This is a genomic window from Pantoea sp. JV6, assembly GCF_025910055.1.
Classification (GTDB): Bacteria; Pseudomonadota; Gammaproteobacteria; order Enterobacterales; family Enterobacteriaceae; genus Pantoea; species Pantoea agglomerans.
The window spans coordinates 597,107-623,630 of record NZ_JAPCIM010000012.1 but is presented as its reverse complement, the minus strand read 5'-3'; the positions used below and the strand labels follow the sequence as shown (position 1 = coordinate 623,630).

30 protein-coding genes, 1 other RNA gene and 1 other annotated feature are annotated in these 26,524 nt (G+C 55.2%); of the genes, 18 read left to right on the top strand and 13 right to left on the bottom strand.

Annotation, left to right across the window (positions count from 1 at the left end):
- The first annotated feature begins 17 nt into the window (after positions 1-17).
- Entirely contained in the window at positions 18-356 is a 339-nt protein-coding gene (gene glnK / locus OK412_RS13310; protein ID WP_003850469.1) for a P-II family nitrogen regulator, read from the top strand.
- A gap of 34 nt (positions 357-390) precedes the next feature.
- The gene (gene amtB, locus OK412_RS13305; protein WP_010255877.1) at positions 391-1,677 is read left to right on the top strand and encodes an ammonium transporter AmtB; all 1,287 of its coding nucleotides are present in this window, start codon (positions 391-393) and stop codon (positions 1,675-1,677) included.
- A gap of 49 nt (positions 1,678-1,726) precedes the next feature.
- Here amtB and tesB read toward each other — a convergent pair whose 3' ends face one another.
- A complete protein-coding gene (tesB, locus tag OK412_RS13300) occupies positions 1,727-2,590 on the bottom strand; it encodes an acyl-CoA thioesterase II (protein ID WP_010255880.1) in 864 nt (287 codons plus the stop codon).
- A 190-nt stretch (positions 2,591-2,780) separates the two neighbouring features.
- On the opposite strand from tesB, the gene OK412_RS13295 reads away from it, so the two are divergent.
- Positions 2,781-3,338 carry a YbaY family lipoprotein gene (locus tag OK412_RS13295; RefSeq protein ID WP_010255881.1) on the top strand — a complete coding sequence of 186 codons (558 nt, stop codon included), beginning with the start codon at positions 2,781-2,783 and terminating at the stop codon, positions 3,336-3,338.
- Between the two features lie 39 nt (positions 3,339-3,377).
- On the opposite strand, the gene OK412_RS13290 is transcribed toward OK412_RS13295, so the two are convergent.
- Positions 3,378-3,689, bottom strand: a complete 312-nt coding sequence (locus OK412_RS13290) for an MGMT family protein (protein ID WP_033756781.1) — start codon at positions 3,687-3,689, stop codon at positions 3,378-3,380.
- Between the two features lie 175 nt (positions 3,690-3,864).
- Here OK412_RS13290 and ffs point away from each other — a divergent pair.
- Positions 3,865-3,961: signal recognition particle sRNA small type (gene ffs, locus OK412_RS13285), an RNA gene on the top strand.
- A gap of 135 nt (positions 3,962-4,096) precedes the next feature.
- Here ffs and OK412_RS13280 read toward each other — a convergent pair.
- The 3 genes from OK412_RS13280 to OK412_RS13270 all read right to left on the bottom strand — a co-directional run bounded on the left by OK412_RS13280 (position 4,097) and on the right by OK412_RS13270 (position 5,215).
- Positions 4,097-4,312: an HHA domain-containing protein gene (locus OK412_RS13280; protein WP_003850458.1), complete on the bottom strand. Its 216-nt coding sequence runs from the start codon at positions 4,310-4,312 to the stop codon at positions 4,097-4,099.
- Between the two features lie 24 nt (positions 4,313-4,336).
- Positions 4,337-4,714, bottom strand: a complete 378-nt coding sequence (gene tomB / locus OK412_RS13275; RefSeq protein WP_003850455.1) for an Hha toxicity modulator TomB — start codon at positions 4,712-4,714, stop codon at positions 4,337-4,339.
- Positions 4,715-4,861: 147 nt separating this feature from the next.
- Positions 4,862-5,215, bottom strand: coding sequence for a hypothetical protein (locus tag OK412_RS13270; protein ID WP_264353239.1), 354 nt, complete (start codon positions 5,213-5,215; stop codon positions 4,862-4,864).
- Between the two features lie 341 nt (positions 5,216-5,556).
- On the opposite strand from OK412_RS13270, the gene OK412_RS13265 reads away from it, so the two are divergent.
- From OK412_RS13265 to OK412_RS13255, 3 genes are read left to right on the top strand one after another with little or no spacing between them, the layout of a single operon-like run.
- A complete protein-coding gene (locus OK412_RS13265) occupies positions 5,557-6,225 on the top strand; it encodes a metal ABC transporter ATP-binding protein (RefSeq protein ID WP_264353238.1) in 669 nt (222 codons plus the stop codon).
- Positions 6,222-7,061: a metal ABC transporter permease gene (locus OK412_RS13260; protein WP_010671217.1), complete on the top strand. Its 840-nt coding sequence runs from the start codon at positions 6,222-6,224 to the stop codon at positions 7,059-7,061. The genes OK412_RS13265 and OK412_RS13260 overlap by 4 nt, the downstream gene beginning before the upstream one ends.
- A gap of 15 nt (positions 7,062-7,076) precedes the next feature.
- Positions 7,077-7,955, top strand: coding sequence for a metal ABC transporter substrate-binding protein (locus OK412_RS13255; protein ID WP_010671218.1), 879 nt, complete (start codon positions 7,077-7,079; stop codon positions 7,953-7,955).
- Positions 7,956-8,000: 45 nt separating this feature from the next.
- Here the strand turns inward: OK412_RS13255 and ykgO are convergent, their stop codons facing one another.
- From ykgO to OK412_RS13235, 4 genes are all read right to left on the bottom strand, one after another.
- Positions 8,001-8,141, bottom strand: coding sequence for a type B 50S ribosomal protein L36 (gene ykgO, locus OK412_RS13250; RefSeq protein WP_010255896.1), 141 nt, complete (start codon positions 8,139-8,141; stop codon positions 8,001-8,003).
- Positions 8,142-8,152: 11 nt separating this feature from the next.
- The gene (locus tag OK412_RS13245) at positions 8,153-8,407 is read right to left on the bottom strand and encodes a type B 50S ribosomal protein L31 (protein WP_010671219.1); all 255 of its coding nucleotides are present in this window, start codon (positions 8,405-8,407) and stop codon (positions 8,153-8,155) included.
- Positions 8,408-8,569: 162 nt separating this feature from the next.
- Positions 8,570-11,725 carry a multidrug efflux RND transporter permease subunit AcrB gene (locus OK412_RS13240; RefSeq protein WP_010255902.1) on the bottom strand — a complete coding sequence of 1,052 codons (3,156 nt, stop codon included), beginning with the start codon at positions 11,723-11,725 and terminating at the stop codon, positions 8,570-8,572.
- A 16-nt stretch (positions 11,726-11,741) separates the two neighbouring features.
- On the bottom strand, positions 11,742-12,935 hold the full coding sequence (locus OK412_RS13235) for an efflux RND transporter periplasmic adaptor subunit (RefSeq protein ID WP_010255904.1): 1,194 nt from the start codon (positions 12,933-12,935) through the stop codon (positions 11,742-11,744).
- 142 nt (positions 12,936-13,077) lie between these two features.
- Here OK412_RS13235 and acrR point away from each other — a divergent pair, with 142 nt between their 5' ends.
- Positions 13,078-13,716: a multidrug efflux transporter transcriptional repressor AcrR gene (gene acrR / locus OK412_RS13230; protein ID WP_010255906.1), complete on the top strand. Its 639-nt coding sequence runs from the start codon at positions 13,078-13,080 to the stop codon at positions 13,714-13,716.
- On the opposite strand, the gene rsmS is transcribed toward acrR, so the two are convergent.
- Genes rsmS through priC form a run of 3 tightly spaced genes read right to left on the bottom strand, consistent with a single transcriptional unit; the run spans position 13,713 to position 14,698 of the window.
- A complete protein-coding gene (gene rsmS, locus OK412_RS13225; protein ID WP_010255907.1) occupies positions 13,713-13,865 on the bottom strand; it encodes a pleiotropic regulatory protein RsmS in 153 nt (50 codons plus the stop codon). The two genes, acrR and rsmS, sit on opposite strands and share 4 nt — an antisense overlap.
- An 8-nt stretch (positions 13,866-13,873) precedes the next feature.
- A complete protein-coding gene (locus tag OK412_RS13220; protein WP_033766644.1) occupies positions 13,874-14,119 on the bottom strand; it encodes a membrane protein in 246 nt (81 codons plus the stop codon).
- Positions 14,120-14,176: 57 nt separating this feature from the next.
- Positions 14,177-14,698, bottom strand: coding sequence for a primosomal replication protein PriC (gene priC / locus OK412_RS13215; RefSeq protein WP_010671220.1), 522 nt, complete (start codon positions 14,696-14,698; stop codon positions 14,177-14,179).
- A 57-nt stretch (positions 14,699-14,755) separates the two neighbouring features.
- Here priC and OK412_RS13210 point away from each other — a divergent pair, with 57 nt between their 5' ends.
- From OK412_RS13210 to htpG, 6 genes are all read left to right on the top strand, one after another.
- Positions 14,756-15,145 carry a DUF454 family protein gene (locus tag OK412_RS13210; protein ID WP_010255914.1) on the top strand — a complete coding sequence of 130 codons (390 nt, stop codon included), beginning with the start codon at positions 14,756-14,758 and terminating at the stop codon, positions 15,143-15,145.
- A 144-nt stretch (positions 15,146-15,289) separates the two neighbouring features.
- Positions 15,290-15,841 (top strand): adenine phosphoribosyltransferase, encoded by a 552-nt coding sequence (gene apt / locus OK412_RS13205; RefSeq protein WP_010671221.1) that lies wholly within the window; start codon positions 15,290-15,292, stop codon positions 15,839-15,841.
- Between the two features lie 158 nt (positions 15,842-15,999).
- Positions 16,000-18,096 (top strand): DNA polymerase III subunit gamma/tau, encoded by a 2,097-nt coding sequence (dnaX, locus tag OK412_RS13200; protein WP_010671222.1) that lies wholly within the window; start codon positions 16,000-16,002, stop codon positions 18,094-18,096.
- Positions 17,438-17,499 (top strand) — a sequence feature (DnaX frameshifting element). Its footprint overlaps the gene before it by 62 nt.
- A gap of 55 nt (positions 18,097-18,151) precedes the next feature.
- Complete coding sequence (locus OK412_RS13195; protein ID WP_003850423.1) at positions 18,152-18,484, top strand: YbaB/EbfC family nucleoid-associated protein; 333 nt, start codon at positions 18,152-18,154, stop codon at positions 18,482-18,484.
- Entirely contained in the window at positions 18,484-19,089 is a 606-nt protein-coding gene (gene recR / locus OK412_RS13190; RefSeq protein WP_003850420.1) for a recombination mediator RecR, read from the top strand. Before OK412_RS13195 ends, recR begins: the two co-directional genes overlap by 1 nt.
- Before the next feature lie 97 nt (positions 19,090-19,186).
- Positions 19,187-21,061: a molecular chaperone HtpG gene (gene htpG / locus OK412_RS13185; protein WP_029519428.1), complete on the top strand. Its 1,875-nt coding sequence runs from the start codon at positions 19,187-19,189 to the stop codon at positions 21,059-21,061.
- Between the two features lie 192 nt (positions 21,062-21,253).
- On the opposite strand, the gene OK412_RS13180 is transcribed toward htpG, so the two are convergent.
- Positions 21,254-22,123, bottom strand: a complete 870-nt coding sequence (locus tag OK412_RS13180) for a LysR substrate-binding domain-containing protein (RefSeq protein WP_115758672.1) — start codon at positions 22,121-22,123, stop codon at positions 21,254-21,256.
- Positions 22,124-22,309: 186 nt separating this feature from the next.
- Between OK412_RS13180 and OK412_RS13175 the strand changes: the two genes are divergently transcribed.
- The 4 genes from OK412_RS13175 to OK412_RS13160 all read left to right on the top strand — a co-directional run bounded on the left by OK412_RS13175 (position 22,310) and on the right by OK412_RS13160 (position 26,377).
- The gene (locus OK412_RS13175; protein WP_010255933.1) at positions 22,310-23,170 is read left to right on the top strand and encodes a DUF6024 family protein; all 861 of its coding nucleotides are present in this window, start codon (positions 22,310-22,312) and stop codon (positions 23,168-23,170) included.
- Between the two features lie 129 nt (positions 23,171-23,299).
- Positions 23,300-23,944, top strand: coding sequence for an adenylate kinase (adk, locus tag OK412_RS13170; protein ID WP_010671225.1), 645 nt, complete (start codon positions 23,300-23,302; stop codon positions 23,942-23,944).
- 113 nt (positions 23,945-24,057) lie between these two features.
- The gene (hemH, locus tag OK412_RS13165; protein ID WP_022626102.1) at positions 24,058-25,017 is read left to right on the top strand and encodes a ferrochelatase; all 960 of its coding nucleotides are present in this window, start codon (positions 24,058-24,060) and stop codon (positions 25,015-25,017) included.
- Between the two features lie 58 nt (positions 25,018-25,075).
- Positions 25,076-26,377, top strand: a complete 1,302-nt coding sequence (locus OK412_RS13160) for an inosine/guanosine kinase (protein ID WP_010255936.1) — start codon at positions 25,076-25,078, stop codon at positions 26,375-26,377.
- The last annotated feature ends 147 nt before the right edge of the window (positions 26,378-26,524 follow it).

Here is a 26,524-nt window from a genome sequence, read left to right as displayed (position 1 = left end):
TCGCTGGAGGGGATCCAATGAAGCTGGTTACCGTCGTAATTAAGCCATTCAAGCTGGAGGATGTACGTGAAGCTTTATCCTCTATCGGCATTCAGGGACTGACCGTCTCCGAAGTGAAAGGTTTTGGCCGTCAGAAGGGCCATGCAGAGCTTTATCGTGGCGCAGAGTACAGCGTGAACTTCCTGCCTAAGGTCAAAATTGATATCGCTATTGCCGACGATCAGTTAGACGAAGTGGTGGATGTCATCAGTAAAGCGGCTTACACCGGCAAAATTGGCGACGGTAAAATTTTCGTGGCTGAACTGCAGCGCGTCATCCGTATTCGTACCGGCGAGACCGACGAAGCCGCTCTGTAATAAAGACTCAGTACTGTGATGGGATGGAATAAAAATGAATAAAATTTTCGCTAAGTTGGGCCTCACCAGCCTGGCACTGTTACCCTCACTCGCGATGGCTGCGCCTGCCGTTGCGGACAAGGCTGATAACGCATTTATGATGATTTGCACCGCGCTGGTGCTGTTTATGTCAATTCCAGGTATCGCGCTGTTTTACGGTGGTTTGATTCGCGGTAAAAACGTGCTGTCGATGCTGACCCAGGTTGCCGTCACCTTCTCACTGGTCTGCGTATTGTGGATGGTTTACGGCTATTCACTGGCGTTCAGTGAAGGCAACGCATTCTTTGGCAGCTTTAACTGGGTGATGCTGAAAAACATTCAGCTGACCGCCGTCATGGGCAGCTTCTATCAATATATTCACGTCGCGTTCCAGGCCTCGTTTGCCTGTATCACGGTGGGCCTGATTGTCGGTGCTATCGCAGAACGCATCCGTTTCTCTGCCGTACTGATTTTTGTCGGCGTCTGGCTGACCCTGGCTTACCTGCCTATCGCGCACATGGTGTGGGCTGGCGGTTTCCTGGCACAGGATGGCGCGCTGGACTTTGCTGGCGGCACCGTGGTGCATATTAACGCCGCTGTCGCCGGTCTGGTGGGCGCTTATCTGGTGGGCAAACGTGCCGGCTTTGGTAAAGAGGCCTTCAAACCACACAACCTGCCAATGGTATTCACCGGCACCGCCATTCTGTATGTCGGCTGGTTCGGTTTCAACGCCGGTTCTGCTTCTGCAGCAAACGAAATCGCGGCGCTGGCCTTCCTGAACACCGTTGTCGCAACAGCGGGCGCCGTGTTGTCATGGACCTTTGGCGAGTGGGCGGTACGTGGTAAGCCTTCGCTGCTGGGTGCCTGTTCAGGCTTTATTGCCGGATTAGTAGCGATTACGCCTGCCTGTGGTTACGTCGGCGTCGGCGGTGCATTAATCATCGGCCTGGTCGGCGGACTGGCGGGACTGTGGGGCGTGACCACCCTGAAAAAATGGCTGCGCGTGGATGATCCCTGCGATGTGTTCGGCGTGCATGGCGTGTGCGGCATTGTCGGCTGTATCCTGACTGGCGTGTTTGCCTCCTCTTCACTGGGCGGCGTAGGCTACGCAGAGGGTGTCACCATGGGCCATCAGGTTTGGGTACAGCTCTTCAGCGTGGGCCTGACTATCGTCTGGTCGGGCGTTGTCGCCTTCATCGGCTTCAAGCTGGCTGATTTGATTGTCGGTCTGCGCGTTCCGGAAGAGCATGAGCGTGAAGGTCTGGATGTAAACAGCCACGGCGAGAATGCTTACAACCAGTAATGGATGGGCAGTGAAAAGATCAATCGGGGGCGAGTAATCGCCCCTTTTTTTATTCGCTGCGCTGACGCATGACCCCTTCCTGAACCGTTGAGGCCACCAGCACACCCTGCTGATTGTAGAACTCGCCCCGGACAAAACCCCGTGCGCCTGACGCCGAAGTACTGACTACGCTATAGAGCAGCCATTCACTGAAGTCGAACGGGCGGTGGAACCACATTGAGTGGTCGATAGTGGCGACCTGCATGTCCGGCTCTAAAAAGCCTTTGCCGTGCGGCTGGAGCGCGACCGGCAGGAAATTGAGATCGGAAGCATAGCCGAGCAGATACTGATGGATACGTAAGTCGTCGGGCAGTGGGCCGGTGGCACGGATCCAGACCTGGCGCTCCGGCTTATCCACATGGCCCCGAAGAGGATTGTGAATCTGTACCGGGCGGATCTCCAGCGGACGCTCAGCAATGAATTTTTCACGTAGCTTTTCTGGCAGCAGATGCGCCATTTTCTGCGCCATCGCCTGTTCAGTTAACAGATTCTCTGGCCCCGCCACCTGTGGCATCGGATTCTGATGTTCAAAGCCGCTTTCCGGTGACTGGAACGAGGCGGTCATATAAAAAATCGGCTGCCCATTCTGAATGGCACTGACCCGCCGGGCACTGAAACTTTTGCCATCACGCAACGTTTCAACATCATAAATAATCGCTTTCTGACTATCGCCGGGCCGCAAAAAATAGCTGTGAAAAGAGTGAATAATGCGATCTTCCGCCACGGTTTGCTTTGCGGCATACAGCGCCTGACCCACCACCTGACCGCCAAACACCTGACGAAGGCCAATATCTTCGCTCTGGCCGCGATATAAACCCTCTTCCAGTTTTTCCAGATTTAATAAATTCAGCAGATTTTGCAGTGCCTGACTCATGGCGCATTCCTCAATATAGTGACCTCCTCAGTGTGAAAGATCGGACCAGTTGACGTCAATCAGACTTTCTACATTGTCGGTGCCAGGCAAAATTTCATTTTTGTGCCAACATTAAGGACATACGGCGAGTGAAGCGCTGTAAGCAGGATTCGCTGCCGACAATCATTTTGATCAAATGGAGACGACATCAATGAAACTCAGGCATGTGTTCAGTGGAGTAGTTATGGCGGTTGCTGTTGTAGGATGCGCCGACAAGAGTAAACCCGTGCCAACGCCAACTCTGGGTTCTGCAGTTGCAGGACAGACGGCGGCGATTGCGCAGCCTAACGTAAGTGGTTCAGTCTTTATCCGCCAGCGCATTGCGCTGCCGCCGGATGCGGTATTAACCGTGACGCTCTCTGATGCGTCCGTCGCCGATGCACCATCAAAAGTGCTGTCGCAGCGCGTGGTGCGAACCGAAGGCAAACAGGCACCGTTCCAGTTCGTGCTGCCGTTTAACCCAGCCGACATCAAGCCTGATGCACGCATTCTGTTAAGCGCAGCCATCTCAATCGACGGTAAGCTGGCCTTTATCACTGAAGGCGTGAAGCCGGTGATTAACCAGGGTGGCACCAAAGCAGAGCTGCTGCTGGTACCGGTACCGTCTATGGCGATGCCAACCCAGCCGGGCGCAGCGACCACCGTTCCTTCGACCTCACCGACTCAGGTGACGCCGTCTGCTGCGGTTCCTGCTCCAACCCGTCTGTAAACTCTTTTCGGGGCGACATAGTCGCCCTTTTTTCCCTGTCTAAACTCGCCAGCGATAAGTCTCGAGATCGAGCTGTCCGTCGTCACTCACCTCTATGCCTTCCGCCTCCAGTGCATCCCGCTGCCGCAACAGACGGTCACCCTGAAGAGAAATTGTGCCGTGTCGGTTTACGACGCGATGCCAGGGAAGGGTAGTGCCCTCGGGTAAGCGGCTCAGCACGCCACCGACCTGACGCGCCGCGCGCGGAGAACCGGCCAGTAGCGCCACATCGCCATAGGTGGTGACGCGGCCAGCCGGAATAGCGGCAACAATTTGCCAGATGCGTTGCTGGAAAGTGTCTGGCTGATTCATGTACTTATTTCATCAGGAAAAAGGGTTTTAACTTTAGCACGGGGAAAAGGCGGAGAAAGCGTAAAAGCGGTGGTTGTTCAAGAAAACAACGGTTGTCCCGACTACGCTTGCAATTGCCACCTCCTTCCCAGATAATGCCCCCGCTCTCGTAAAGAGGGCTTGTCAATGGGGGCCCTGTTGGTTCTCCCGCAATGCTAGCTTGTGAACTCGGTCAGATCCGGAAGGAAGCAGCCGTAGCAGGTGACGCGTGTGCCGGGATGTAGCTGGCAGGGCCCCCACCACTTTTTCCCCTTCGATATTCTCCCCCTAAGCTGCAGACAGGCAAAACCCGCCTGGGCCGATCCTTTGCCGGCAGGCAGGATTATCCGGTACTTTATTGGGGTAAAACTGAGCCGTAAGCGATCAGATTAACGGACAAATTTCCATACTGAACCCGGGACTTTATCGTAGAGCTTGTTCATCGTCAGTTCCGCCAGGCGATGGTCAGCTGCTGAGTAAAATACCGCTAATTCATCTTCCGGTAATTCATACTTATTTTTTTCAATCACCCTTTCCAGGGTATCAAGAGAGCGGCAGCGCCGCAGTCGCATCAAATAATCGGTTTTAGTCAGGGTTTTGTTCATAAATAAACCGTTCTCATGTCTTTACTATAATGAATGGCTCGGTTGCTGGAGAAAAGCGCACTCTTCAGTGAACAGATTAAATAAGCGTTTTGCTGAACGTTGCCACCGCTGAAGATCCGGACTATTGACACCATAATTGCTGAATAGCATAAAAGTATCATCAAGATATTCATCGATTTGCGAAATCAGCGCTTCATCTTCAACGTGCTTAATTTTGTAATTCATGGTGAAAGAGGCGATATGCTCAATCAAATCGTTAAGCTGTAGATTGCTTTCAGAAGTGGGATCATTAACCCAGCCATGATGACTGTCGGTTAATGTTGCCATGCTGTCGTCAAACAGACTCTCACAAAGGTATTTAAGCTGGGCAATATCATGCCGTTTCGGTGAGTATTCGTCCATCTTTTTCCCCTCCATAGCTAGCACAGTTGCCGCAGGGCGGCGAGAGAAGATCACGCGGCCAGGAAGCGATTATTCGGGCAGTTATTAAACGGGATACCTTAAAGATAGTGTAAAACCATTAGTTCTGCTCACCTCCATTACTAAATATTACAATTCATCGCCAGGGGAGGGTTGCTCATTGTCGATCACATCAAACTCAAGTGCACTGGGCTTAATGTGAAAGTTTACCTGTTCTGACTGCGTCACGGTTTCATTTAGATCCAGGCAGGGACTAAATAAATTCCAGTCAAAATCGTAAAGTAATTTAAAACTATTCAGATCCTGGTATTCAACCGAAATGATTTTTAAACTGCCTGGAACTAACCGGGCATTTTGTGAGTACCAGCGTAAATCCCCTACCAGCAAATCGGTTATTTTGAGAATATTCCGCTGAACAATCTCTGCTATTTTTGCGCAGTCCGATTCACCCGCGGCAATATCACATTCAATGCGTGACAGCATATCTGTTCCACTTATAACCGTTAATAAACCTATCATTGGTTTTCTGCAACTGGTTTGCAAGTCAGTTGAGCACAAAACTCTCAGTTTATGAGATTTGCCAGACGCAGCCGCAGGCCTTATCGCCAGTGCGGGTCTGCCAGTGTGTGCAGCTGGTATTTATCTTTTGATACACAATCCCACATTCAACAGAGAGCAACATCAGGTATCTTTACTGTTATGTTATAACATTGTGGTGAAGTAATGCGTCAGAGTGGACTACTTATGTCACTGGGCGGGCGGCTGGGAGTAGCACTGCTATTTATCACGCTGCTTGCTGTGGCAATAAAATGGGGGATCAGCGCATGATCCTGTTTAACGCGCTTCGCGCGGGCTACCAGGGACAGGTTGTGACCCCGGTGATTACCGGCCAGCTCGAAGCCGGCTCGATGACCGCGCTGGTCGGCGCGAACGGTAGCGGCAAATCAACCCTGTTAAAAACCATTGCTGGCTTACTGCCACCGATAGCCGGGCGCTGCGAGCTGCATGTTGCACGCCGGGATATCGGCTGGTTGCCGCAGCGCACCGAACTTGAGACCCGCTTTCCCCTGACGGTATTTGAACTGGTCTCTATTGGCTGCTGGCCACGCTGCGGCTGGTTCGGCGGCATTAACCGGATACTGCGTCGGGAGATCTGGCAGGCGCTGGAAGCGGTTCAGATGAGTGATTATGCGGATGCGCAGCCCGCGACGTTATCCGGCGGACAACTGCAGCGGGTATTGTTTGCGCGGCTGATGCTGCAGCGCAGCCAGCTCTGGCTTCTGGATGAGCCTTTTAACGGCATTGACAGCCAGACGGTGACGCTACTGATGTCGATCCTTGAGCAGCAACAGCAGGCTGGAACAACCCTGCTGGTGGTGCTGCACGATCGTCCGCTGGTGGCGCGCTACTTCAGTAACGTGATGTCGATGGATGAACGTGAGGTTAACTGCACCTGCCTGCCTGCTTCCTCTCTGCGGAGTCGTGCGCCGTGACTCTCATTCAACCCTTTATTGAGTTTGGTTTTATGCGACGCGCGCTGGTGGCCTGTCTGGCGCTGGCCGTCAGCGCCACGCCGCTCGGGGTATTCCTCTCCCTGCGACGTATGAGCCTGATTGGCGATGCCTTATCACACGCGGTGCTGCCCGGTGCCGCCATTGGCTATCTGATCTCCGGATTGTCACTGGTCGCGATGGGTGTTGGCGGCCTGATCGCTGGTTTAGCCGTGGCGCTGCTCTCTGGCGCGGTCAGTCGCTACACGCCGCTGAAAGAGGATGCCAGTTTTGCCGGGTTCTATCTGGGTTCACTGGCGCTGGGCGTCACGCTGGTTTCATTACGCGGCTCAAGTGTGGATCTGCTGCACGTTCTGTTTGGCTCACTGCTGGCGGTAGACAACGCAGCGCTGTTGCTGGTGGGCGGCATCGCTGCCTTTACGCTGATTCTGCTGGCGGTGATCTATCGTCCGCTGGTCATCGATGCGTTTGACGGCGACTTCCTGCGTGCGCAGGGAAAATGGAGCGCGCCGCTGGTGCATGGTCTGTTTTTAATGCTGGTGGTGCTGAATCTGGTGGCGGGTTTTCAGGTGCTGGGCACCCTGATGTCGGTGGGTTTAATGATGTTGCCCGCCGCCAGCGCCCGCTTCTGGAGTCGCCATCTCGCCGCGATGCTGGTTATCGCCATTTTCATGGCAATGATTTCGTCGCTGGCCGGGCTGATGCTCTCCTGGCACTTCTCATTGCCGGCGGGTCCCGCTGTAGTGCTGAGCGCCGCCATGCTGTTTTTTTTCTCCATTCTTACAGGGCCGTGCGGCGGAATTTTACGCCGCCATTAATCTTAAGGGGTATCTATGAAAAAATTACCGGTTAGCCTGGCCTTCGCTGCGCTGTTTGCCACGCCTCTGGCGATGGCCAAAACGGTGGATGTCGTGGCCAGCTTTACTGTGCTGGCTGACATCGTTAAGCAGGTCGGCGGCGATCATGTAAAGGTTAAAAGCCTGGTGGGGCCGAATGGCGATCCTCATACTTTTGAACCGACACCGCAGGACAGTCAGGCGCTGGCGAAGGCCGATCTGGTGTTTGTCAGCGGACTGGGACTGGAAGGGTGGATGGATCGGCTGGTCAGCGCCTCAGGGTATCGCGGTCAGCCGGTTGTCGCCTCAACCGGTGTCACCACCCGCAGCATGGAGGAGGAGGGTAAAACCGTTACCGATCCTCACGCCTGGAACAGCATGCAGAACGGCGTTATCTACGCGACCAACGTGATGAATGCGCTGGTCAAAGCCGATCCTGAAGATGCTCCGGCCATTCGTCAGCGTGGACAGAATTACATTCAGCAACTGCAGGCGCTGGATCGCTGGGCAAAAACCGCCTTTGACGCTGTGCCAGCCGATAAGCGTAAAGTGCTGACCAGTCATGATGCGTTTGGTTACTTTGGACAGCGATATGGCGTGACTTTCCTGGCGCCGGTAGGGTTCTCTACTGAGGCGGAAGCGAGTGCCAGCAACGTAGGTAATTTAATCACCCAACTGAAGCAGCAGCACATCAACCGCTATTTCATCGAGAACCAGACCGATCCGCGTCTGGTAAAACAGATTGCCAGCGCCACCGGGGCAGAGCCGGGTGGTGAGCTCTATCCGGAAGCGTTATCCACGGCCTCTGGCCCGGCAGCCACCTATCAGGCGGCTTTTAAACACAACGTGAATGCGATGCTGAAGAGCATGCACTAAGCATAAAAAAGGCCGGGCAAGCCCGGCCAGTCATCACGACACAAACTAGCGTTTTTTCTTTCTTCCCTGTACTGCTTTAAACCGCGGGTTCGATTTACAGATAACGTAAATACGGCCTTTGCGGCGGACCACTTTACAATCCCGATGGCGATTTTTTGCTGAACGCAGCGAGCTTAATACCTGCATGATCCTCTCCTCTATTTCTTTCCAAGAAAGCGCCCGAAACGCTGGTTAAAGCGTGCGGTGCTGCCCTCTTTGGCAAAATCTTTCTGTTTGCCGGTGTAGAACACATGTGAGGCAGACGACACATCCAGGGTGACGTAAGGCAGCGTTTCGCCTTCGAACTCCACGGTGCGATCGGTTTTGATGGTTGATCCAATTTTGAACCAGACATCAGCCGATGTGTCATGGAAGACCACGTGACGATAGTGAGGATGAATATTCGCTTTCATAATGCACACCTATGTAATGTTATACTATAACAATATTATGCGATGCACAGGCCAGGATTGCAACTGTCCGTGAGACAGGAAAAGCAAGGGAACAGGAAATGAGAAGGGCAGAATCGCAGGCATAAAAAAAGGCCGCTTGCGCGGCCTCAGATGATTTACAGCTTAGTGAGTCTGGTTATGCTCAACCGGATGACTGTTCGCTGATTCTTCTTTTTTCTTGCCAAAGCGGCGGCGTACCACCACAAAGAAGACAGGAACGAAGAAGATCGCCAGTATGGTCGCGGTGACCATACCACCGATAACACCGGTACCTACGGCGTTTTGCGAACCGGAACCGGCCCCGGTACTGATCGCCAGCGGCAGTACCCCGAGAATAAACGCCAGTGACGTCATCAGGATAGGACGCAGACGCATACGGCACGCTTCCAGCGCAGCTTCAATCAGCCCTTTACCCTCTTTATCCATCAAATCTTTAGCAAATTCGACGATAAGGATGGCGTTCTTGGTGGAGAGGCCGATGGTTGTCAGTAACCCCACTACGAAGTAGACGTCATTACTCAGGCCACGCAGGGTGGTAAAGATCAGTGCACCAATGACCCCGAGCGGGACAACCAGCATAACCGAGAATGGAATCGACCAGCTCTCGTACAGTGCGGCGAGACACAGGAAGACCACAATCAGCGAGATGGCATAGAGCGCAGGGGCCTGGTTACCTGACAAGCGTTCCTGATAGGACATACCGGTCCAGTCATAGCCGATACCGGCAGGCAGTTTCGCCGCCAGCTCTTCCATCAGGTCCATTGCCGCACCCGAACTTTTGCCTGGCGCAGCCTGTCCCAGGATTTCCATCGCAGGCAGACCGTTGTAACGCTCAAGGCGTGGTGAACCATATTGCCATTTCGCTGACGAGAAGGCAGAGAAGGGCACCATGGTTCCGCTGCTGTTGCGCACGTACCATTTACCAATGTCGTCCGGCAGCATGCGGGCATCCGCTTTACCCATGACGTAAACTTTCTTCACGCGACCGCGGTCAATGAAGTCATTGACGTAGGAACCGCCCCAGGAAGCCGCCAGCGTGGTGTTGATATCACTGAGTGATACGCCCAGCGCCTGTGCTTTCTCTTGATCGATCGTCAGCTTGTACTGCGGGGTATCTTCCATCCCGTTAGGACGGACGCCAACCAGCGTATCAGGATGCTGCGCAATCATGCCGAACAGCTGATTACGCGCTTCCGTCAGCTTATCGTGGCCAAGGTTATTCTGGTCGATCAGCTCAAAGTCGAAGCCGGTCGCGTTACCCAGTTCAATAATGGCTGGCAGGTTGAAAGGAATGACCATTGCATCTTTGATCGCGCCCAGCGCCTGCATGGCACGGCCAGCAATCGCCGGTACTTTCATGTCGCTGCCGGTACGCTCATCCCACGGCTTGAGACTGACGAAGGCGATACCGGTGTTCTGTCCACGACCGGCAAAGCCGAAGCCGTTAACGGTAAACACCGATTTAACCGTGTCTTTCTCCTGGGTCAGGAAGTAATCCGTCACCTGGTCCAGCACTTTCTGCGTACGCTCCTGGGTTGCACCAGCAGGCAGCTGCGCCTGAGCCAGCAGCAGACCCTGATCCTCTTCCGGTAAGAATGAAGAGGGCAGTCGCACAAACAGAAACGCCATACCGACCACGATCACCAGATAGATCACCATATAGCGACCCGTACTGCGAACCATGTGACCCACACCATCCACATAGTGGTTGGTGCTTTTGTCGAACATGCGGTTGAACCAGCCGAAGAAACCGGTGGTTTTACCGTGCTCGCCTTTTTTAATCGGTTTCAGCATGGTGGCACAGAGTGCCGGCGTCAGAATAAAGGCGACCAGCACCGACAGCGCCATTGCCGAAACGATAGTGATGGAGAACTGACGGTAGATAACACCGGTCGAACCACCAAAGAACGCCATCGGAATAAATACGGCAGCCAGCACCAGCGCGATACCGACCAGTGCGCCCTGGATCTGCTCCATAGAACGCTTAGTCGCTTCTTTTGGCGGTAATCCCTCTTCCGCCATTACGCGCTCAACGTTCTCGACCACCACGATGGCGTCATCCACCAGCAAGCCGATGGCCAGCACCATCCCGAACATCGTCAGGGTGTTTATCGAATAGCCAAAAGCGCTGATAACGGCAAACGTACCCAGCAATACCACAGGGACCGCGATGGTAGGAATGAGCGTGGCGCGGAAGTTCTGCAGAAACAGATACATGACCAGGAACACCAGCACGATCGCTTCGATCAGCGTTTTCACCACTTCGAAAATCGAGATCTTAACGAAAGGCGTGGTGTCATACGGATAGACCACTTTCAAACCGGCCGGGAACGTCGGCTGCAATTTGGCCAGTTCTTCTTTCACCGCATTGGCGGTATCCAGCGCATTCGCACCGGTGGCCAGCTTGATACCGATACCGGACGCAGGCTTGCCGTTATAACGGGCAACGATCTCGTAGTTTTCCGCACCAAGTTCAATCCTTGCCACATCACGCAGACGAACCTGAGAACCATCTTCATTCACTTTCAGCAGGATTTTGCCGAATTCATCGGTAGAGGTGAGACGGGTTTGCGCAATGATAGAGGCGTTAAGCTGCTGTCCCGGAACCGGAGGCGTACCGCCCAACTGACCGGCAGCAACCTGGGTGTTCTGCGTATTCAGCGCGCTGATAACATCAACCGGCGTCAGGTTGTAGTTGTTCAGCTTGTGCGGATCCATCCAGATACGCATCGCGTACTGCGCACCAAATACCTGGGTATCACCCACGCCTTTGGTACGGCTGATCGGATCTTTGATGGACGATGAAATAAAGTCAGAAATATCATTCTGCGTCATATTGTCATCGTCGCTGATGAAGCCCGCTACCATCAGGAAGCTACTGGAAGATTTCTTAACCTGAATCCCCTGTTGCTGTACTTCCTGCGGTAACAGCGGCGTCGCCAGCTGCAGTTTGTTCTGCACCTGAACCTGCGCGATATCGGCATCTGTCCCTGACTCAAAGGAGATCGTCAGGGTCAGCGTACCGGATGAGTCGCTGCTTGAGGACATATACATCAGTCCATCAATGCCGTTCATATTTTGTTCGATGACCTGAGTCACCGAGTCCTGCAGCGTTTTAGCATCTGCACCAGGGTAGGTGGCCTGAATCTCAATCGCCGGCGGTGCAACATTGGGATATTGCTCAATCGGAAGTTTGAGAATCGATAGCGCACCGACCAGCATAATGATGATGGCGAGCACCCACGCAAAGATGGGCCGATCGATAAAGAACTTAGCCATGAATCAACGGCTCCTGTTATGACGATGACTTGTCAGACTGCGGCTTTGAATCGGGTGCCGCTTTCGCATCGTCTGAGACTTCTTGTGGGGTAACCTGTGCGCCCGGCTTGGCTCGCTGCAGACCCGTGCTGATCACACGTTCACCCGCTTTAACACCGTCGGTGACTAACCATTTGTCGCCAATCGCCTGAGAGGTGGTGACCTGACGAGCTTCCACTTTGTTATCTGCACCCACCACCATGACCGTTGCCTGACCCGTTGGGGTGCGGGCTACCGCCTGTTGCGGAACCAGCAACGCATTAGGATTGGTACCTTCATCCAGACGAGCGCGAACAAACATGCCCGGTAACAGCGCATGGTTCGGGTTCGGGACAATGGCGCGCAGGGTGATAGAACCCGTGGTTTCATCAACGGTAACGTCAGAGAACTCCAGCGTACCTGTCTGTGGATAGCTGTTGCCGTTCTGCATCAGCAGGGTCACGTTGGCTTTGCCATCGTTCTGCTTCAGCTGACCCGACTCCAGTTCTGAACGTAAGCGCATGAAATCTTCGCTCGACTGGGTGACGTCGACATACATCGGGTCAAGTTGCTGCACAGTGGCCAGAGCGGTGGTTTGCGCGTTTTGTACCAGCGCACCTTCCGTTACTGACGATTTGCCGATGCGGCCACTGATAGGCGAGGTGACTTTGGTATAAGCCAGGTTAATGCGGGCCGTTTCTACATTGGCTTTTGCTACCTGAACCGCAGCATCGTTTTGCGCGGCCGTGGCAACGGCGGTGTCGTAATCCTGCTGACTGATATATTTGGTGCCGAGTAAAGGCTTATAACGTTTGACGGTCAGCTGAGCGATGCGTGCATTGGCCTGCGCCTGAGTTAAATCACCTTTGGCGCTGTCATAGGCGGCCTGATAGGTAGCTGGATCGATCTGATAAAGAGACTGACCCGCTTTGACATCACTGCCTTCAACAAAGTTACGCTTCAGAATGATACCGGAAACCTGCGGGCGGACTTCGGCGACACGATATGCCGAGGTGCGGCCAGGTAATTCAGTCGAGATTTTCAGGGGTTCAGTTTTCAGTGTTACAACCCCCACTGCTGGCGGTTGCTGGGCGGCTTGTTCGGATTTATTGTTGTCACATCCTGTTAACAAAAAGCTGCCTGATAGCATCAGGACGGCCGCCAGAGGCGATAATCCTCTGATTTTATTCATAAATAAACCTCTAGTGTCCGATATCAATTGGTCAATGGATCACAAACTGAAAAACCCATTGCTGTGTCAAGTCGCAGGTCATGCTATGGTACATACATTCGCAAATGTATGTAAACTTACCTGTTTGTAAAAAAAGCCCCTTATGGCACGAAAAACCAAAGCGCAAGCACTTGAAACGCGACATCAAATTCTTGATGCCGCCATTGTTCTGTTTTCGCAGCAGGGCGTTTCAGCCACTTCTCTGGCGGATATTGCAACCGCTGCCAGCGTCACGCGAGGGGCCATCTACTGGCACTTCAAAAATAAAGCCGATGTATTACATGAAATATGGCTTCGTTGTGATGCTGGTCTGGACGATGTGGAACTTGAGTATCAGACAAAATACCCTGGCGATCCACTCTCTGTGTTGCGAGCGATGCTGGTCTATATCTTTGACGCGACAGCAAAGGATCCGCAGCGCCGCGCCTTGATGGAGATCATTTTCCACAAATGTGAATTTGTGGGCGAAATGTCGGCGCTGAAGAATATGCAGCAGAGCTTACTGCTGGAATGCTACGACAAAATTGAAGATGTCCTGCGCCAGTGTATCGAAGCCGGCCAGCTTCCTGGCAGTCTCAGCACGCGTCAGGCCGCTCTTATCCTGCGCGGTTACGTCAACGGTATGATGGAAAGCTGGCTGTTTGCGCCGGACAGTTTTGATTTAGCCGGAGACGCGCCGACGCTGGTCAATGCCTTTATCGATATGCTGCGCCTCAGTCCGACGCTGACTGCCCACCACTAAGCCGATGGGCGATCACGCTTGTTTTCGAAATCGCGCTGCACCATGGCCAGCGCTGAGAGCACGGTTTCTACCGGCAGTTGATGCTCTTCCAGTAGTTGAATCAGATCAACTGCCAGTTTGACGTCGTCAGGGGCATTTTCCAGTGACATCTCTTCTCCTAAATACGTAGTCGGGCCGCGACCAGCAGCATCACTAATGCACCGAGAATCGCCACGCCCAGTGCGCCAATATGCAGCGTTGCCAGGGTGCCCAGGTCAAAATAGGTGGCGATATAGCCGCCAATCAGTGCCCCGATCATCGACAGCGTCAGGGTAGCAACCAGGCCGCCCGGTGGTCCCGGCATCAGCAGGCGCTTCAGCAACCCCAGCAGTAAACCGCTTAACAGCCACACAAGTAAAGCCATGGTTTTTCTCCGCGCCGAATCACACCCAGTATAGGAGCGCTTTTGTCACGCTGCGCTTTATTCGCTGCCGCGCAACGACGAGGCCCATTCGACAGAGCGAATCGCCTGCCGACAGCGTGCCAGTCGCTGCTCTAACGTTTCCAGATCCTGTTTCAGCTGATGCTGTACCGCCAGCGTTTCGGCCAGCGCCAGTCTCTGCTCACGCTGATCGATCATTGCCAGCAAACGCCGCTCAAATTCACGGTACTCCTGATATTTTGCGGCGCGTGGGTTCCTGATGGGCTGTTCGCGTCGGGTACGCAGCTGTTGCGTACTCGCCTCACGTTGCAGGGCGGCAATCTGATCGACCAGGCGTTCAGCCAGCCACGCACTGCGGGCCAGATCGTGGCTGCTGTCGCACAGCCGGGCAAAATTCTGTTCCACTTCCAGCAGGTAATCAGCCAGCCGCGTACCTTTGGTGCGAAACAGCTGAGTATCAAAACGTGGCAGACGGCAAACCCCATCGGAATGGCAGGCGAGTTCCTGCCGCAGGGCGATAAGGAGCTGTTGCAGACGCTGTTGTATGGCGATCGCACTCATCGCGTCACGCTCAATTGTGCTAACGTACGCTGATGAGGAAAGAGTTGGGCGGCATTCATGCAACGCATTCTGTTATTAACCCTCGGCTGGCTGGCGATTGTGCTGGGGACGCTGGGCATTGTATTACCTTTATTACCTACCACGCCATTCATGCTGCTGGCTGCCTGGTGTTTTGCCCGTTCATCGCCGCGTTTTCATCACTGGCTGCTGTGGAAATCGCCATTTGGCCGCTATCTGCGCCACTGGCAGCAGCATCGCGCGATGCCGCCAGGGGCTAAAGTACGCGCTATCTGCCTGATCGTCGCCACCTTTAGTCTCTCACTCTTCCTGGTGCATCAGCTCTGGGTACGCATCATGCTGCTGATCATGCTGGCGGCGCTGCTGCTGTTTATGTGGCGTATTCCGGTGGTGGCAGAAGCAGCGGACGCACCGCCGCCGCCGCGATAAAGTTGCATTTAGCCGGTCATTTGCTTAGATTTGGGCGTCTTCGTGCGTGGCTTCCCTTTGTGAATTGACTTCCGCTGAGCCTGTTATCAGGTATTAGCGCTTTTGAAGCTGCGCGAAACAGAATTTTTTACCAGGCGTATCATTATGACCGACACTGCGCAGCAGCTTGAATTCATTAAAAACAGCATTAAAAGCATTCCCGATTATCCTAAGCCAGGCATCCTGTTCCGCGATGTCACCAGCCTGCTGGAAGATCCCAAAGCCTATGCCGCGTCGATTGCGCTGCTGGTTGAGCGTTACCGTAATAAAGGCATCACTAAGGTGGTGGGGACGGAAGCGCGCGGTTTCCTGTTTGGTGCACCGGTGGCGTTAGGCCTCGGCGTCGGTTTTGTTCCGGTGCGTAAGCCCGGCAAACTGCCCCGTGAAGTCTACAGCGAATCCTATGAGCTGGAGTACGGCACCGATAAGCTGGAATTGCACAAAGATGCCATCCAGCCAGGCGATCTGGTGCTGGTGGTTGACGACCTGCTGGCGACCGGCGGGACGATTGAAGCGACCGTTAAACTGATTCGTCGTGCAGGCGGTGAAGTTAAAGACGCGGCTTTCATTATTAATCTGTTCGATCTGACCGGAGAAACGCGTCTTAATGCCATGGGCGTTGAGAGCTACAGCCTGGTTAAATTCCCCGGCCACTAAGCCACTCTTTCGGCCTTGCCATCCGGCAAGGCCGTCACGCCTTCGGCGTCAAGATAACGAGTGCCAGCCAAAAGCGTAGCTGATAGACTACTGCAATCTTATACAGGGGTTGCAGAGCGTCTGCGCTCATCTTTCCATCCAACTTCGTCGAACTCCACATGAGCTATCAGGTACTTGCGCGAAAATGGCGTCCCCAGGCTTTTGCTGATGTTGTCGGTCAGGAACATGTTCTGACGGCGCTGGCGAATGGATTGTCTCTGGGACGCATCCATCATGCTTATCTCTTCTCCGGCACCCGCGGAGTAGGGAAAACCACTATTGCGCGTCTGCTGGCCAAAGGCCTTAACTGCGAAACCGGTATCACTGCCACCCCCTGTGGTCAGTGTGATAACTGCCGTGAAATTGAGCAGGGCCGCTTTGTCGATCTGATTGAGATTGACGCCGCATCGCGTACCAAAGTTGAAGATACCCGCGATCTGCTCGACAACGTGCAGTACGCCCCGGCGCGTGGCCGCTTCAAAGTCTATCTGATCGATGAAGTGCATATGCTGTCGCGTCACAGCTTCAATGCGCTGTTAAAGACGCTGGAAGAGCCCCCTTCACACGTTAAATTCCTGCTGGCGACCACCGATCCGCAGAAACTGCCGGTGACCATTCTCTCGCGCTGCCTGCAGTTCCACCTCAAAGCGCTGGATGTGGATCAAATCCGTCAGCAGCTTGAGCATGTTCTGAAGCAGGAACAGATTGAGAGTGAAACCCGGGCGCTGCAGCTGCTGGCGCGGGCTGCCGATGGCAGTATGCGCGATGCGCTGAGCCTTACCGACCAGGCCATTGCCATGGGGCAGGGCGCGGTGACCAGCAGTACGGTCAGCGTCATGCTCGGCACGCTGGATGATGAACAGCCGCTGGGGCTGCTGGAAGCGCTGGTCGACGGTGACGGTCAGCAGGTGATGAATCTGTTGAGCCAGGCCGCGTCACGGGGTGTGGAATGGGAAGCGCTGCTGGTAGAAATGCTGCGCCTGCTGCACCAGATTGCGATGGTGCAACTGCTGCCGACCTCGCTCAACGACGATGATGAGAGTAACGCCCTTCGCTTGCGTGAACTGGCGCGCGTGGTGCCGCCCGCCGATCTGCAACTCTATTATCAGACCCTGTTGATGGGCCGCAAGGATCTGCCGATTGCGCCCGATCGTCGCATGGGTGTGGAGATGACGCTGCTGCGTGCACTGGCGTTTCATCCTAAAGCTGCCGTGGCTGAACCCATTGCGCGTCCCGCATTAACTCAGCAGACGGCGCCTGTCGCCCCTGCGCAGACGTCACCGGCAGCATCCGGGCCATCGCCGTTAGCACGGCAACCGGCAGCACAGCCAGCCTCACCGTCACCTGCCGCTGCGCCGCCGTCGCACACCGCGTCGCCCGTCGCGCAGCAGACTCAACAGCAGATGCCGGAGCAGACGCAGCAGCAGGTTGCCGCTCAGCCGCAGATGGCCGCGCCCGATGCTGCACCGCAGCATTCGCCGTCGCCAGATGCCACACCTGATACCGCACTTTCCAGTTCCACCAGTCAGCTTCTGCAGGCGCGCACTCAGTTGTTGCGTCAGGGAGCGAACAAGCCAAAAAAGCGTGAGCCGGCAGCGCCAGGTGCGCGGCCGGCCAACTCCGCGCTGGAGCGGCTGGCCTCGGTCACCGAGCGCAGTCAGCAGCGTATCCGCGATCGCGAGCCTGCCGCCCCGGTAAAAGAGGAAGCGTACCGCTGGAAAGCGGTTAATCAGCCGGTGGAAGTGGCGGAGCCGGTGGCGACGCCAAAGGCCTTGCGTTCTGCGCTGGAGCATGAGAAAACCCCTGAGCTGGCGGCGCGTCTGGCCGAAGAAGCGCAGCAGCGCGATCCCTGGGCCGCAGAGATTGCGATCCTGCCGCTGCCGAAACTGGTGCAGCAGCTGGCGTTAAATGCCTGGAAAGAGACCACCGAAACTGGGGTCTGCCTGCATTTGCGTAGCAGCCAGCGTCACCTTAATTCACCGTCGGCGCAGCAGGTATTAAGCGATGCGCTGAGTCAGCATGCCGGGCAGAGAGTTGAACTCTCGGTAGTTGAAGACGATAATTCATCGGTGTTGACGCCACTTGAATGGCGTCAGGCCATTTACGAAGAGAAACTGGCGCAGGCGCGTCAGTCGATCACCTGTGATACCCACATCCAGACGCTGCAGCGCTTTTTTGATGCCGATCTGGATGAGGAGAGTATCCGACCTGTTTGAACACGCTGCTGCTATCTTAATGATAGCGTTGTAGCCTCAGCTGAGAGAGAAAACTATGTTTGGTGGTAAAGGCGGATTGGGCAACCTGATGAAACAGGCCCAGCAGATGCAGGACAAAATGGCCAAGGTTCAGGAAGAGATTGCCGCGATTGAAGTGACCGGTGAGTCTGGTGCTGGCCTGGTAAAAGTCACCATTAACGGCGCGCACAACTGCCGTCGCGTGGAAGTCGATCCCAGCCTGCTGGAAGATGACAAAGATATGCTGGAAGATCTGATTGCAGCCGCGTTCAACGATGCGGCACGTCGCATTGATGAAACCCAGAAAGAGAAGATGGCTTCTGTCTCTTCAGGCATGCAGCTGCCACCAGGCTTTAAGATGCCGTTCTGATGCAAACCAGTCCACTGCTTGAATCTTTGATGGAGTCGCTGCGCTGTCTGCCTGGCGTTGGGCCGAAGTCGGCACAGCGCATGGCGTTCCAGTTGCTGCAGCGCGATCGCAGCGGTGGCATGCGACTGGCGCAGGCGCTGACCCGGGCGATGTCGGAGATCGGACACTGCGCCGATTGCCGGACATTCACCGAGCAGGAAATTTGCACCATCTGCGCCAATCCACGGCGTCAGCAGAATGGTCAAATCTGCGTGGTGGAAAGCCCGGCGGATATTCACGCCATTGAGCAAACCGGCCAGTTTGGCGGTCGCTACTTTGTGCTGATGGGCCATCTCTCGCCGCTCGACGGCATCGGTCCGGCTGATATTGGCCTGGATCGTCTGGAGCAGCGACTGGAGAGTGAAACCCTGCAGGAAGTGATCCTCGCCACCAACCCGACGGTGGAAGGCGAGGCGACCGCGAACTACATCGCAGAACTCTGTGGTCAGTATGGCGTCGACGCCAGCCGTATCGCGCACGGCGTGCCGGTGGGCGGTGAGCTGGAGATGGTTGATGGCACCACGCTGTCCCATTCACTGGCGGGCCGCCAGAAGTTTAAATTTTAATCACTTGCCGGTGTTGTGACAGACACCGGCTTGAAAATCTCCCTGTCACCCCCACATCAACCTCAACGTTTGTTCAACCTGTTTTGTTGAGGTAGCAATGACCATGAAAGGACAAGAGACCCGTGGCTTTCAGTCGGAAGTAAAACAACTTCTGCACCTGATGATCCATTCTCTCTATTCAAACAAAGAAATTTTCCTGCGTGAGCTGATCTCCAACGCCTCGGATGCGGCAGACAAACTGCGCTTCCGTGCCCTGTCAGATTCCAGCCTGTATGAAGGTGATGGCGAGCTGCACGTTCGTCTCTCTGTTGATAAGGACAACCGTACCATTACGCTCAGCGACAACGGTATCGGTATGCGTCGCGATGAGGTCATTGAGAACCTCGGGACTATCGCCAAGTCAGGCACCAAATCCTTCCTTGAATCCCTGGGCTCCGATCAGGCGAAAGATAGCCAGTTGATCGGTCAGTTCGGTGTCGGTTTCTATTCTGCATTCATCGTGGCGGATAAAGTCACGGTGCGCACCCGTGCCGCGGGCGCGTCAGCCGAAGAAGGCGTGTTCTGGGAATCCGCAGGCGAGGGCGAATATACCCTGGCTGAGATTGAGAAAGCCGATCGCGGTACCGAGATCACCCTGCATCTGCGCGAAGGCGAGGATGAGTTCCTGGATGCATGGCGCGTGCGCAACATCATCAGCAAATATTCCGATCACATCGCGCTGCCGGTTGAGATCGAAAGCAAAGATGAAGAAGGCGAAGGGACACACTGGGAGAAGATTAACAAAGCCCAGGCGCTGTGGACCCGCAACAAATCTGAGATCAGCGACGAAGAGTACAACGAGTTCTACAAGCATATCGCCCACGATTACAGCGATCCGGTCGCCTGGAGCCACAATCGGGTGGAAGGTAAGCAGGAATATACCAGCCTGCTCTACATTCCGGCGCGTGCGCCATTTGATATGTGGAACCGCGATCAGAAACATGGCCTGAAACTCTACGTACAGCGCGTCTTTATCATGGATGACGCTGAGCAGTTTATGCCGAACTATCTGCGCTTTGTGCGTGGCCTGATTGACTCCAACGATCTGCCGCTGAACGTCTCCCGTGAGATCCTGCAGGATAGCCGCGTGACCCAGAGTCTGCGCGCCGCGCTGACGAAGCGTACCCTGCAGATGCTGGAAAAACTGGCGAAAGATGACAACGAGAAATACCAGACCTTCTGGAATGAGTTTGGTCTGGTGCTGAAAGAGGGCCCGGCGGAAGATCACGCTAACCAGGAGACGATCGCTAAGCTGCTGCGTTTCGCCACTACCCAGAGCGAAGGTTCAGCACAGACCATTTCGCTGGAAGATTACGTCAGCCGCATGGTGGAAGGTCAGGAGAAGATTTACTACATCACCGCTGACAGCTATGCCGCCGCGAAGAGCAGCCCGCATCTGGAACTGTTCCGCAAAAAAGGCATTGAGGTGCTGCTGCTCTCCGATCGCATCGACGAATGGATGATGAGCTATCTCACTGAGTTCGATGGTAAAACCTTCCAGTCAGTCAGCAAAGCGGATGAATCGCTGAGCAAGCTGGCGGATGAAGAGACCGAAGAGCAGAAAGAGGCGGAAAAAGCGCTGGAGCCTTTTGTTGAGCGGGTGAAAACTCTGCTGGGCGAACGTGTGAAAGAGGTGCGTCTGACGCATCGCCTGACCGATACTCCGGCGATTGTCACCACCGACGCAAACGAGATGACCACGCAGATGGCGAAGCTGTTTGCCGCGGCCGGACAGGAAGTGCCGGAAGTGAAGTACCTGTTCGAAATCAACCCGGATCATCCGCTGGTGAAACGTGTTGCGGATACGCAGGATGAAGCACGCTTCGGTGAGTGGATTGAGCTGCTGCTGGATCAGGCCTTGCTGGCCGAGCGCGGCACGCTGGACGATCCTAACCAGTTTATCCGCCGCATGAACCAGTTGCTGACCGCATAACGGCAACAGGCCGGTGGTTTTCACCGGCCTGAAGTTGCAGCTACGATGCTTTGCTCCAGGCGTATGCTCCCATCGCATTGACTCTGATGCCGTCTGTCTGAATCAGTCAGCGCTGATTGTGAGCGGGATTTCAGGGTTAAAAAGCAGTAAATTTGTCAGCTGTCTGAAGCCGGTGACCCTCACCGGCTTTTTTTATGGTTTTGCGGCATCCTGCAGCCAGTCGCGAAACAGGCTGATCTCTGTATCGTGCCGACGGCTCTGTTTTGTCATCATCCATGTGGCCCGCTCGACGCGTACAAAGCCAAGCGGCGCAAGCAGCGTGCCATCCTCCAGCTCTTTGCGTACCAGCAAACGCGGTGCCATCAGAACGCCAAGACCGCTTCGTGCGGCCTGAATCCCCAGTGTCAGACTCTCAAAATGCTTACCGCCGTTAAAGCGGCCGCTGACCCCTGCCTTTGCCGCCCACTCTGACCAGGCGTGCAGCCGGGTATCCGCATGCAGCAGGGGCATCGCGGCCAGATCCTCGCCGACCCGCAGCTGCGAGGCAAAGTGAGGTGCGCAGAGCGGCCCAATCTCATCCTCGCTGACCAGCGTGGCGTCTATGTCAGATTCAGGTGGCTCGCCGTGACTGAGGATCAGTACATCCACATGTTCACTGCGCAGTTGCGAGATCTGCGTCAGCGGCTGGAAGTGAACCTCAATCTCCGGATAGCGTTGATAAAAGCTGGCGATACGGGGAATCAGCCATTGCGACAAAAAGCTGGGGGCGCAGGAGACCCGAATCTGCTGAAGCAGCCCGGTACGAATGCTTTCGCAGCTGCTGCGCAACTCACTGAACGCCTGCTGACAGCTCAGCAGCAGACGTTCACCGTGTGAGGTCAGTTTCACGCGGCCATGGCTGCGGACAAAAAGTGGTTTGCCCATCCAGCTCTCCAGCTGGCGAATCTGATGGCTGATGGCGCTGTGCGTAACATGCAGATGTTCAGCCGCCACGCTAAAACTGCTGTGTAAGGCTGCCTGGTGAAAATAGTGCAGCGCTCTCAGTGGCGGCAGTCCGTTCATCCTCTTCCCCTGTGCAAAAATCTAACAGGGATTGTCAATTTATATCATTTTAAAGTCCAGCCGCATTGACCTACTCTGTAGGGCAAATTCTGGCGGGTTGACTCAGCCTTATATCTGTGATTTTTCAGGGTATTCCGCCTCGCTTAACCTGCGTTCACGCCGCACACTCCCCGAAGCGAGACAACCATGGCACACCGCTCTTTATCCTCTGAAACTTCAGCAGAGGCGCGCCATCGGTTACGCCTGGCGCTCTCACGCTTTTACCGGCTGGAGCAGTTCGATCTCTTCTTCGCGCCCTCGCTGCATGTGGCGCAGGTCCTTCTTTCTCAGCTCTTTCTGCGGCAGGAGCAGGCGCGCAATCAGCACCGTTACGCCTCGCACTTTCCGGTAACCGAACTCAACATCCTGCCAGCAGTTCCGCTGATCGCAGGCAGCATCATGCTGGTACCGCATGTCGAATTGCCCAATGGCCGCGTGCGTCCGCTGCGGGATTGCCAGAACCAGGGCGTGACGGAGGCGAGCGAGAGTTTTGCCAGCGTACTGCATCAGAAACTGATCGACGAAGCCCATCTGTTTGTCACCCGACTGGATCGCCACGCCGAGATCTGCAGCGATCTGGTGCTGGTGGCGTTGCGGACACATGACTTCAGTACGCTGGTGCGCAGCGAACTGCGGCTTTTCGAACAGGGGCTGACCCTGACCGCCACGCATGAGGCACTGCGCCGCTTCGACGATCCGCACTGGCGGCCTTACAATGCCGCCACCGTCGATGCGCTCTCCCTGTCTGACCCGCTGCCGCTGAACTCCTGCCATCAGCCCGGTTTGCCGTTTGCCAGCTTTAATGTCCCGGCCTCCGTGATCACATCGCTGTCAGATGCGGAAGATGTGGTGAAATGGCCGCAGCAGGCGCGGCTGCTGCTGAATGCTAACGTGCGCGGCAGCGGCAAAAAAAGCGTGAATATGACCCATCATCTGAGCCGACGACTGCAATTCCTGCTCGGCTCAGGCGGTAAATCTGAAAAAGCGTCCGGCAGGCCGGGCGGGTAGGGGTCAGGGCCAAAAAGCAGCTCAGGACGCCCTGCGCGATCCGCGCCCTTCCTTGTGATGAGCGGGTCATAATGGTATGTTCTTTCGCTTCTAAGATAGATCAATGCGATTCGCAAGGGGATTTACGCAATGCGTATTATTCTGCTCGGAGCTCCGGGCGCAGGTAAGGGGACTCAGGCCCAATTCATCATGGAGAAGTATGGCATTCCGCAAATCTCCACCGGCGACATGTTGCGTGCAGCAGTAAAAGCAGGCAGCGAGCTGGGCAACCAGGCGAAAGCCATCATGGATGCTGGCAAACTGGTGACCGATGAGCTGGTGATTGCGCTGGTCAAAGAGCGTATCACCCAGGAAGACTGCAAAAACGGTTTCCTGCTGGACGGTTTCCCGCGCACCATTCCTCAGGCAGATGCAATGAAAGAGGCCGGGATCACCGTTGATCACGTGCTGGAGTTCGCCGTACCGGATGAACTGATCGTTGAGCGTATCGTGGGCCGTCGCGTTCACACGCCATCAGGCCGCGTTTATCACGTCACTTTTAATCCACCGAAAGTGGAAGGCAAAGATGATGTGACCGGCGAAGAGCTGACCATGCGTAAAGACGATCAGGAAGAGACCGTGCGTAAGCGCCTGGTGGAATATCATCAGATGACCGCGCCGCTGATTGCTTACTACAGCAAAGAAGCGGAAGCGGGCAACACTGCCTATCATAAAATCGACGGCACCCGTAAGGTGACCGAAGTGAGTGCCGAGCTGGCTAAGATCCTGGGCTAAGTTCACAGGGGCCGGTATTACTGGCCCCTTTTGCAGTAATCGCTTTTACCTCCCACTAATTCCGCTACAATTTCCCCGTTTTCACGCATCCCCGTTGTTATCAAGGAACTCAAATGAGGCAAGATAAGGCCGGCGTGTTATTGGTTAATTTAGGTACGCCAGACGCGCCCACCACACCTGCAGTTAAACGCTATCTGAAACAGTTTTTAAGCGATCCGCGCGTGGTCGATGCGCCGCGCTGGCTCTGGTGGCCGGTTCTCAATGCCGTTATTCTGCCGTTTCGCTCGCCGCGCGTCTCTAAGCTCTACTCATCGGTCTGGATGGAAGGCGGTTCACCGCTGCTGGTTTACAGCATGCGTCAGCGCGATGCGCTGGCGGCACGGGTCGATATGCCCGTCGAGGTGGGCATGAGCTACGGTAATCCCAGCCTGAAAAGCGCGGTTGATAAGCTAATGGCGCAGGGCGTGACCCGCCTGATTGTGCTGCCGCTCTATCCGCAATTCTCCTGCTCCACCGTGGCGGCAGTGTGGGATGGCCTGACCGCGGTATTCAAAGATTACCGCTCGCTGCCTGATGTGCAGTTTATCCGCGACTACGCCGAACATCCGGCCTATATCGCCGCGCTGAAAGCGACGGTGGAGCGATCCTTTGAGCGGCACGGTCAGCCCGATCTGCTGGTGTTATCCTTCCACGGCATTCCGCAGCGTTTTGCTAACGAAGGCGATGACTACCCGCAGCGCTGTGCGGATACCACGGCGGCCCTGGTCAAAGCACTTGGCCTGCGTGACGATCAGTACATGATGACCTTTCAGTCGCGTTTTGGTCGTGAGCCGTGGTTGATGCCCTACACCGATAAAACCATGGAAAGCCTGCCCGCTAAAGGGATCAAACATGTTCAGGTGATGAGCCCGGGCTTCTCGTCAGACTGCCTGGAGACGCTGGAAGAGATCAGTGGTGAAAACTGCGAAATCTTCATGCATGCCGGGGGTGAGAAGTTTGAGTATATCCCTGCGCTGAACGCCGATGAGGCGCATATCGACATGATGGTGCAACTGGTCGACGCACGCCGTTAAAGCGCAGGCGGAGAGTGTGATATCATTCTCTGCCTGTTTTTCCAGACGGCACCTCCCGATGAAATTTCCCGGCAAACGCAAATCCAAACACTACTTTCCTGTCAGCGCACGCGATCCCCTGTTACAGCCCGCCCAACACGACGTTGATGCAGGCAGCTGGGTGGTGGGTATCGACCAGACGCTGGTGGATATCGAAGCCAAAGTCGATGACGCTTTTCTCGCACGTTATGGCCTGAGTGCCGGGCACTCGCTGGTTATCGATAATGCCGTCGCGGAAGCGTTGTACAACGAGCTGATGCAGGAAGCGCTGATCACCCATCAGTTTGCTGGTGGCACCATCGGTAACACGCTGCATAATTTCTCGGTGCTGGCCGATGACCGCTCCGTGCTGCTGGGCGTCATGTGCAATAACATCCAGATTGGCGGCTACGCCTATCGCTATCTCTGTAACACCTCAAGCCGGGTCGATCTTAACTATCTGCAGGGCGTGGATGGCGCCATTGGACGCTGCTTTACGCTGATTGGCGAACATGGCGAGCGAACCTTTGCTATCAGCCCCGGCCAGATGAACCAGCTGCATCCGGATAACGTACCGGAAGAGGTGATCGCCGGAGCCTCTGCGCTGGTACTGACCTCCTATCTGGTGCGCTGTGCCGAAGGTGAACCGATGCCACAGGCAACGTTGCGGGCGATTGAGTATGCCAAACGCCACAACGTGCCGGTGGTGCTGACGCTGGGCACCAAACATGTGATTGGCGACAATCCTCAGTTCTGGCGCGATTTCCTGCGCGAGCATGTCAGCATCGTGGCGATGAATGAAGAGGAAGCGCTGGCGCTGACCGGCGAAAGCGATCCGCTGCTCGCCGCCAATATGGCGCTGGACTGGGTCGATCTGGTGCTGTGTACTGCTGGCCCGATTGGGCTCTATATGGCGGGTTACACCGAAGAAGAGTTCAAACGCAAAACCAACCATCCACTGCTGCCTGGCGCAATTGCTGAATTCAACCAGTATGAGTTCAGCCGGGTGATGCGCCAGCAGGATTGCCAGCAGCCGCTGCGCATTTTCTCGCACATCGCGCCTTATATGGGCGGACCGGAAAAGATCATGAACACCAACGGCGCCGGAGATGGTGCGCTGGCGGCGTTACTGCATGACATCACCGCCAACAACTATCACAGCCTGAATGTGCCAAACTCCAGCAAACATGCGCGTCCTTACCTGACCTACTCATCGCTGGCGCAGGTATGTAAATATGCCAACCGCGTCAGCTACCAGGTGCTGAATCAGCATTCGCCGCGTCTGACCCGCGGCCTGCCGGAGCGGGAAGACAGTCTGGAAGAGTCTTACTGGGATCGGTAAAGCTGGCAGCTGCCGCGCATAAAAAAGCCCTTCTGAAGAGAAGGGCCTTAGAAGACTGACAACGTCTGGCTCGGTTAGCGATGAGATCGAGCCTGCTCAGGGAACACGGTCAGATCGGAAAGTCGGTTAAGCCATCCATGGCCGCTC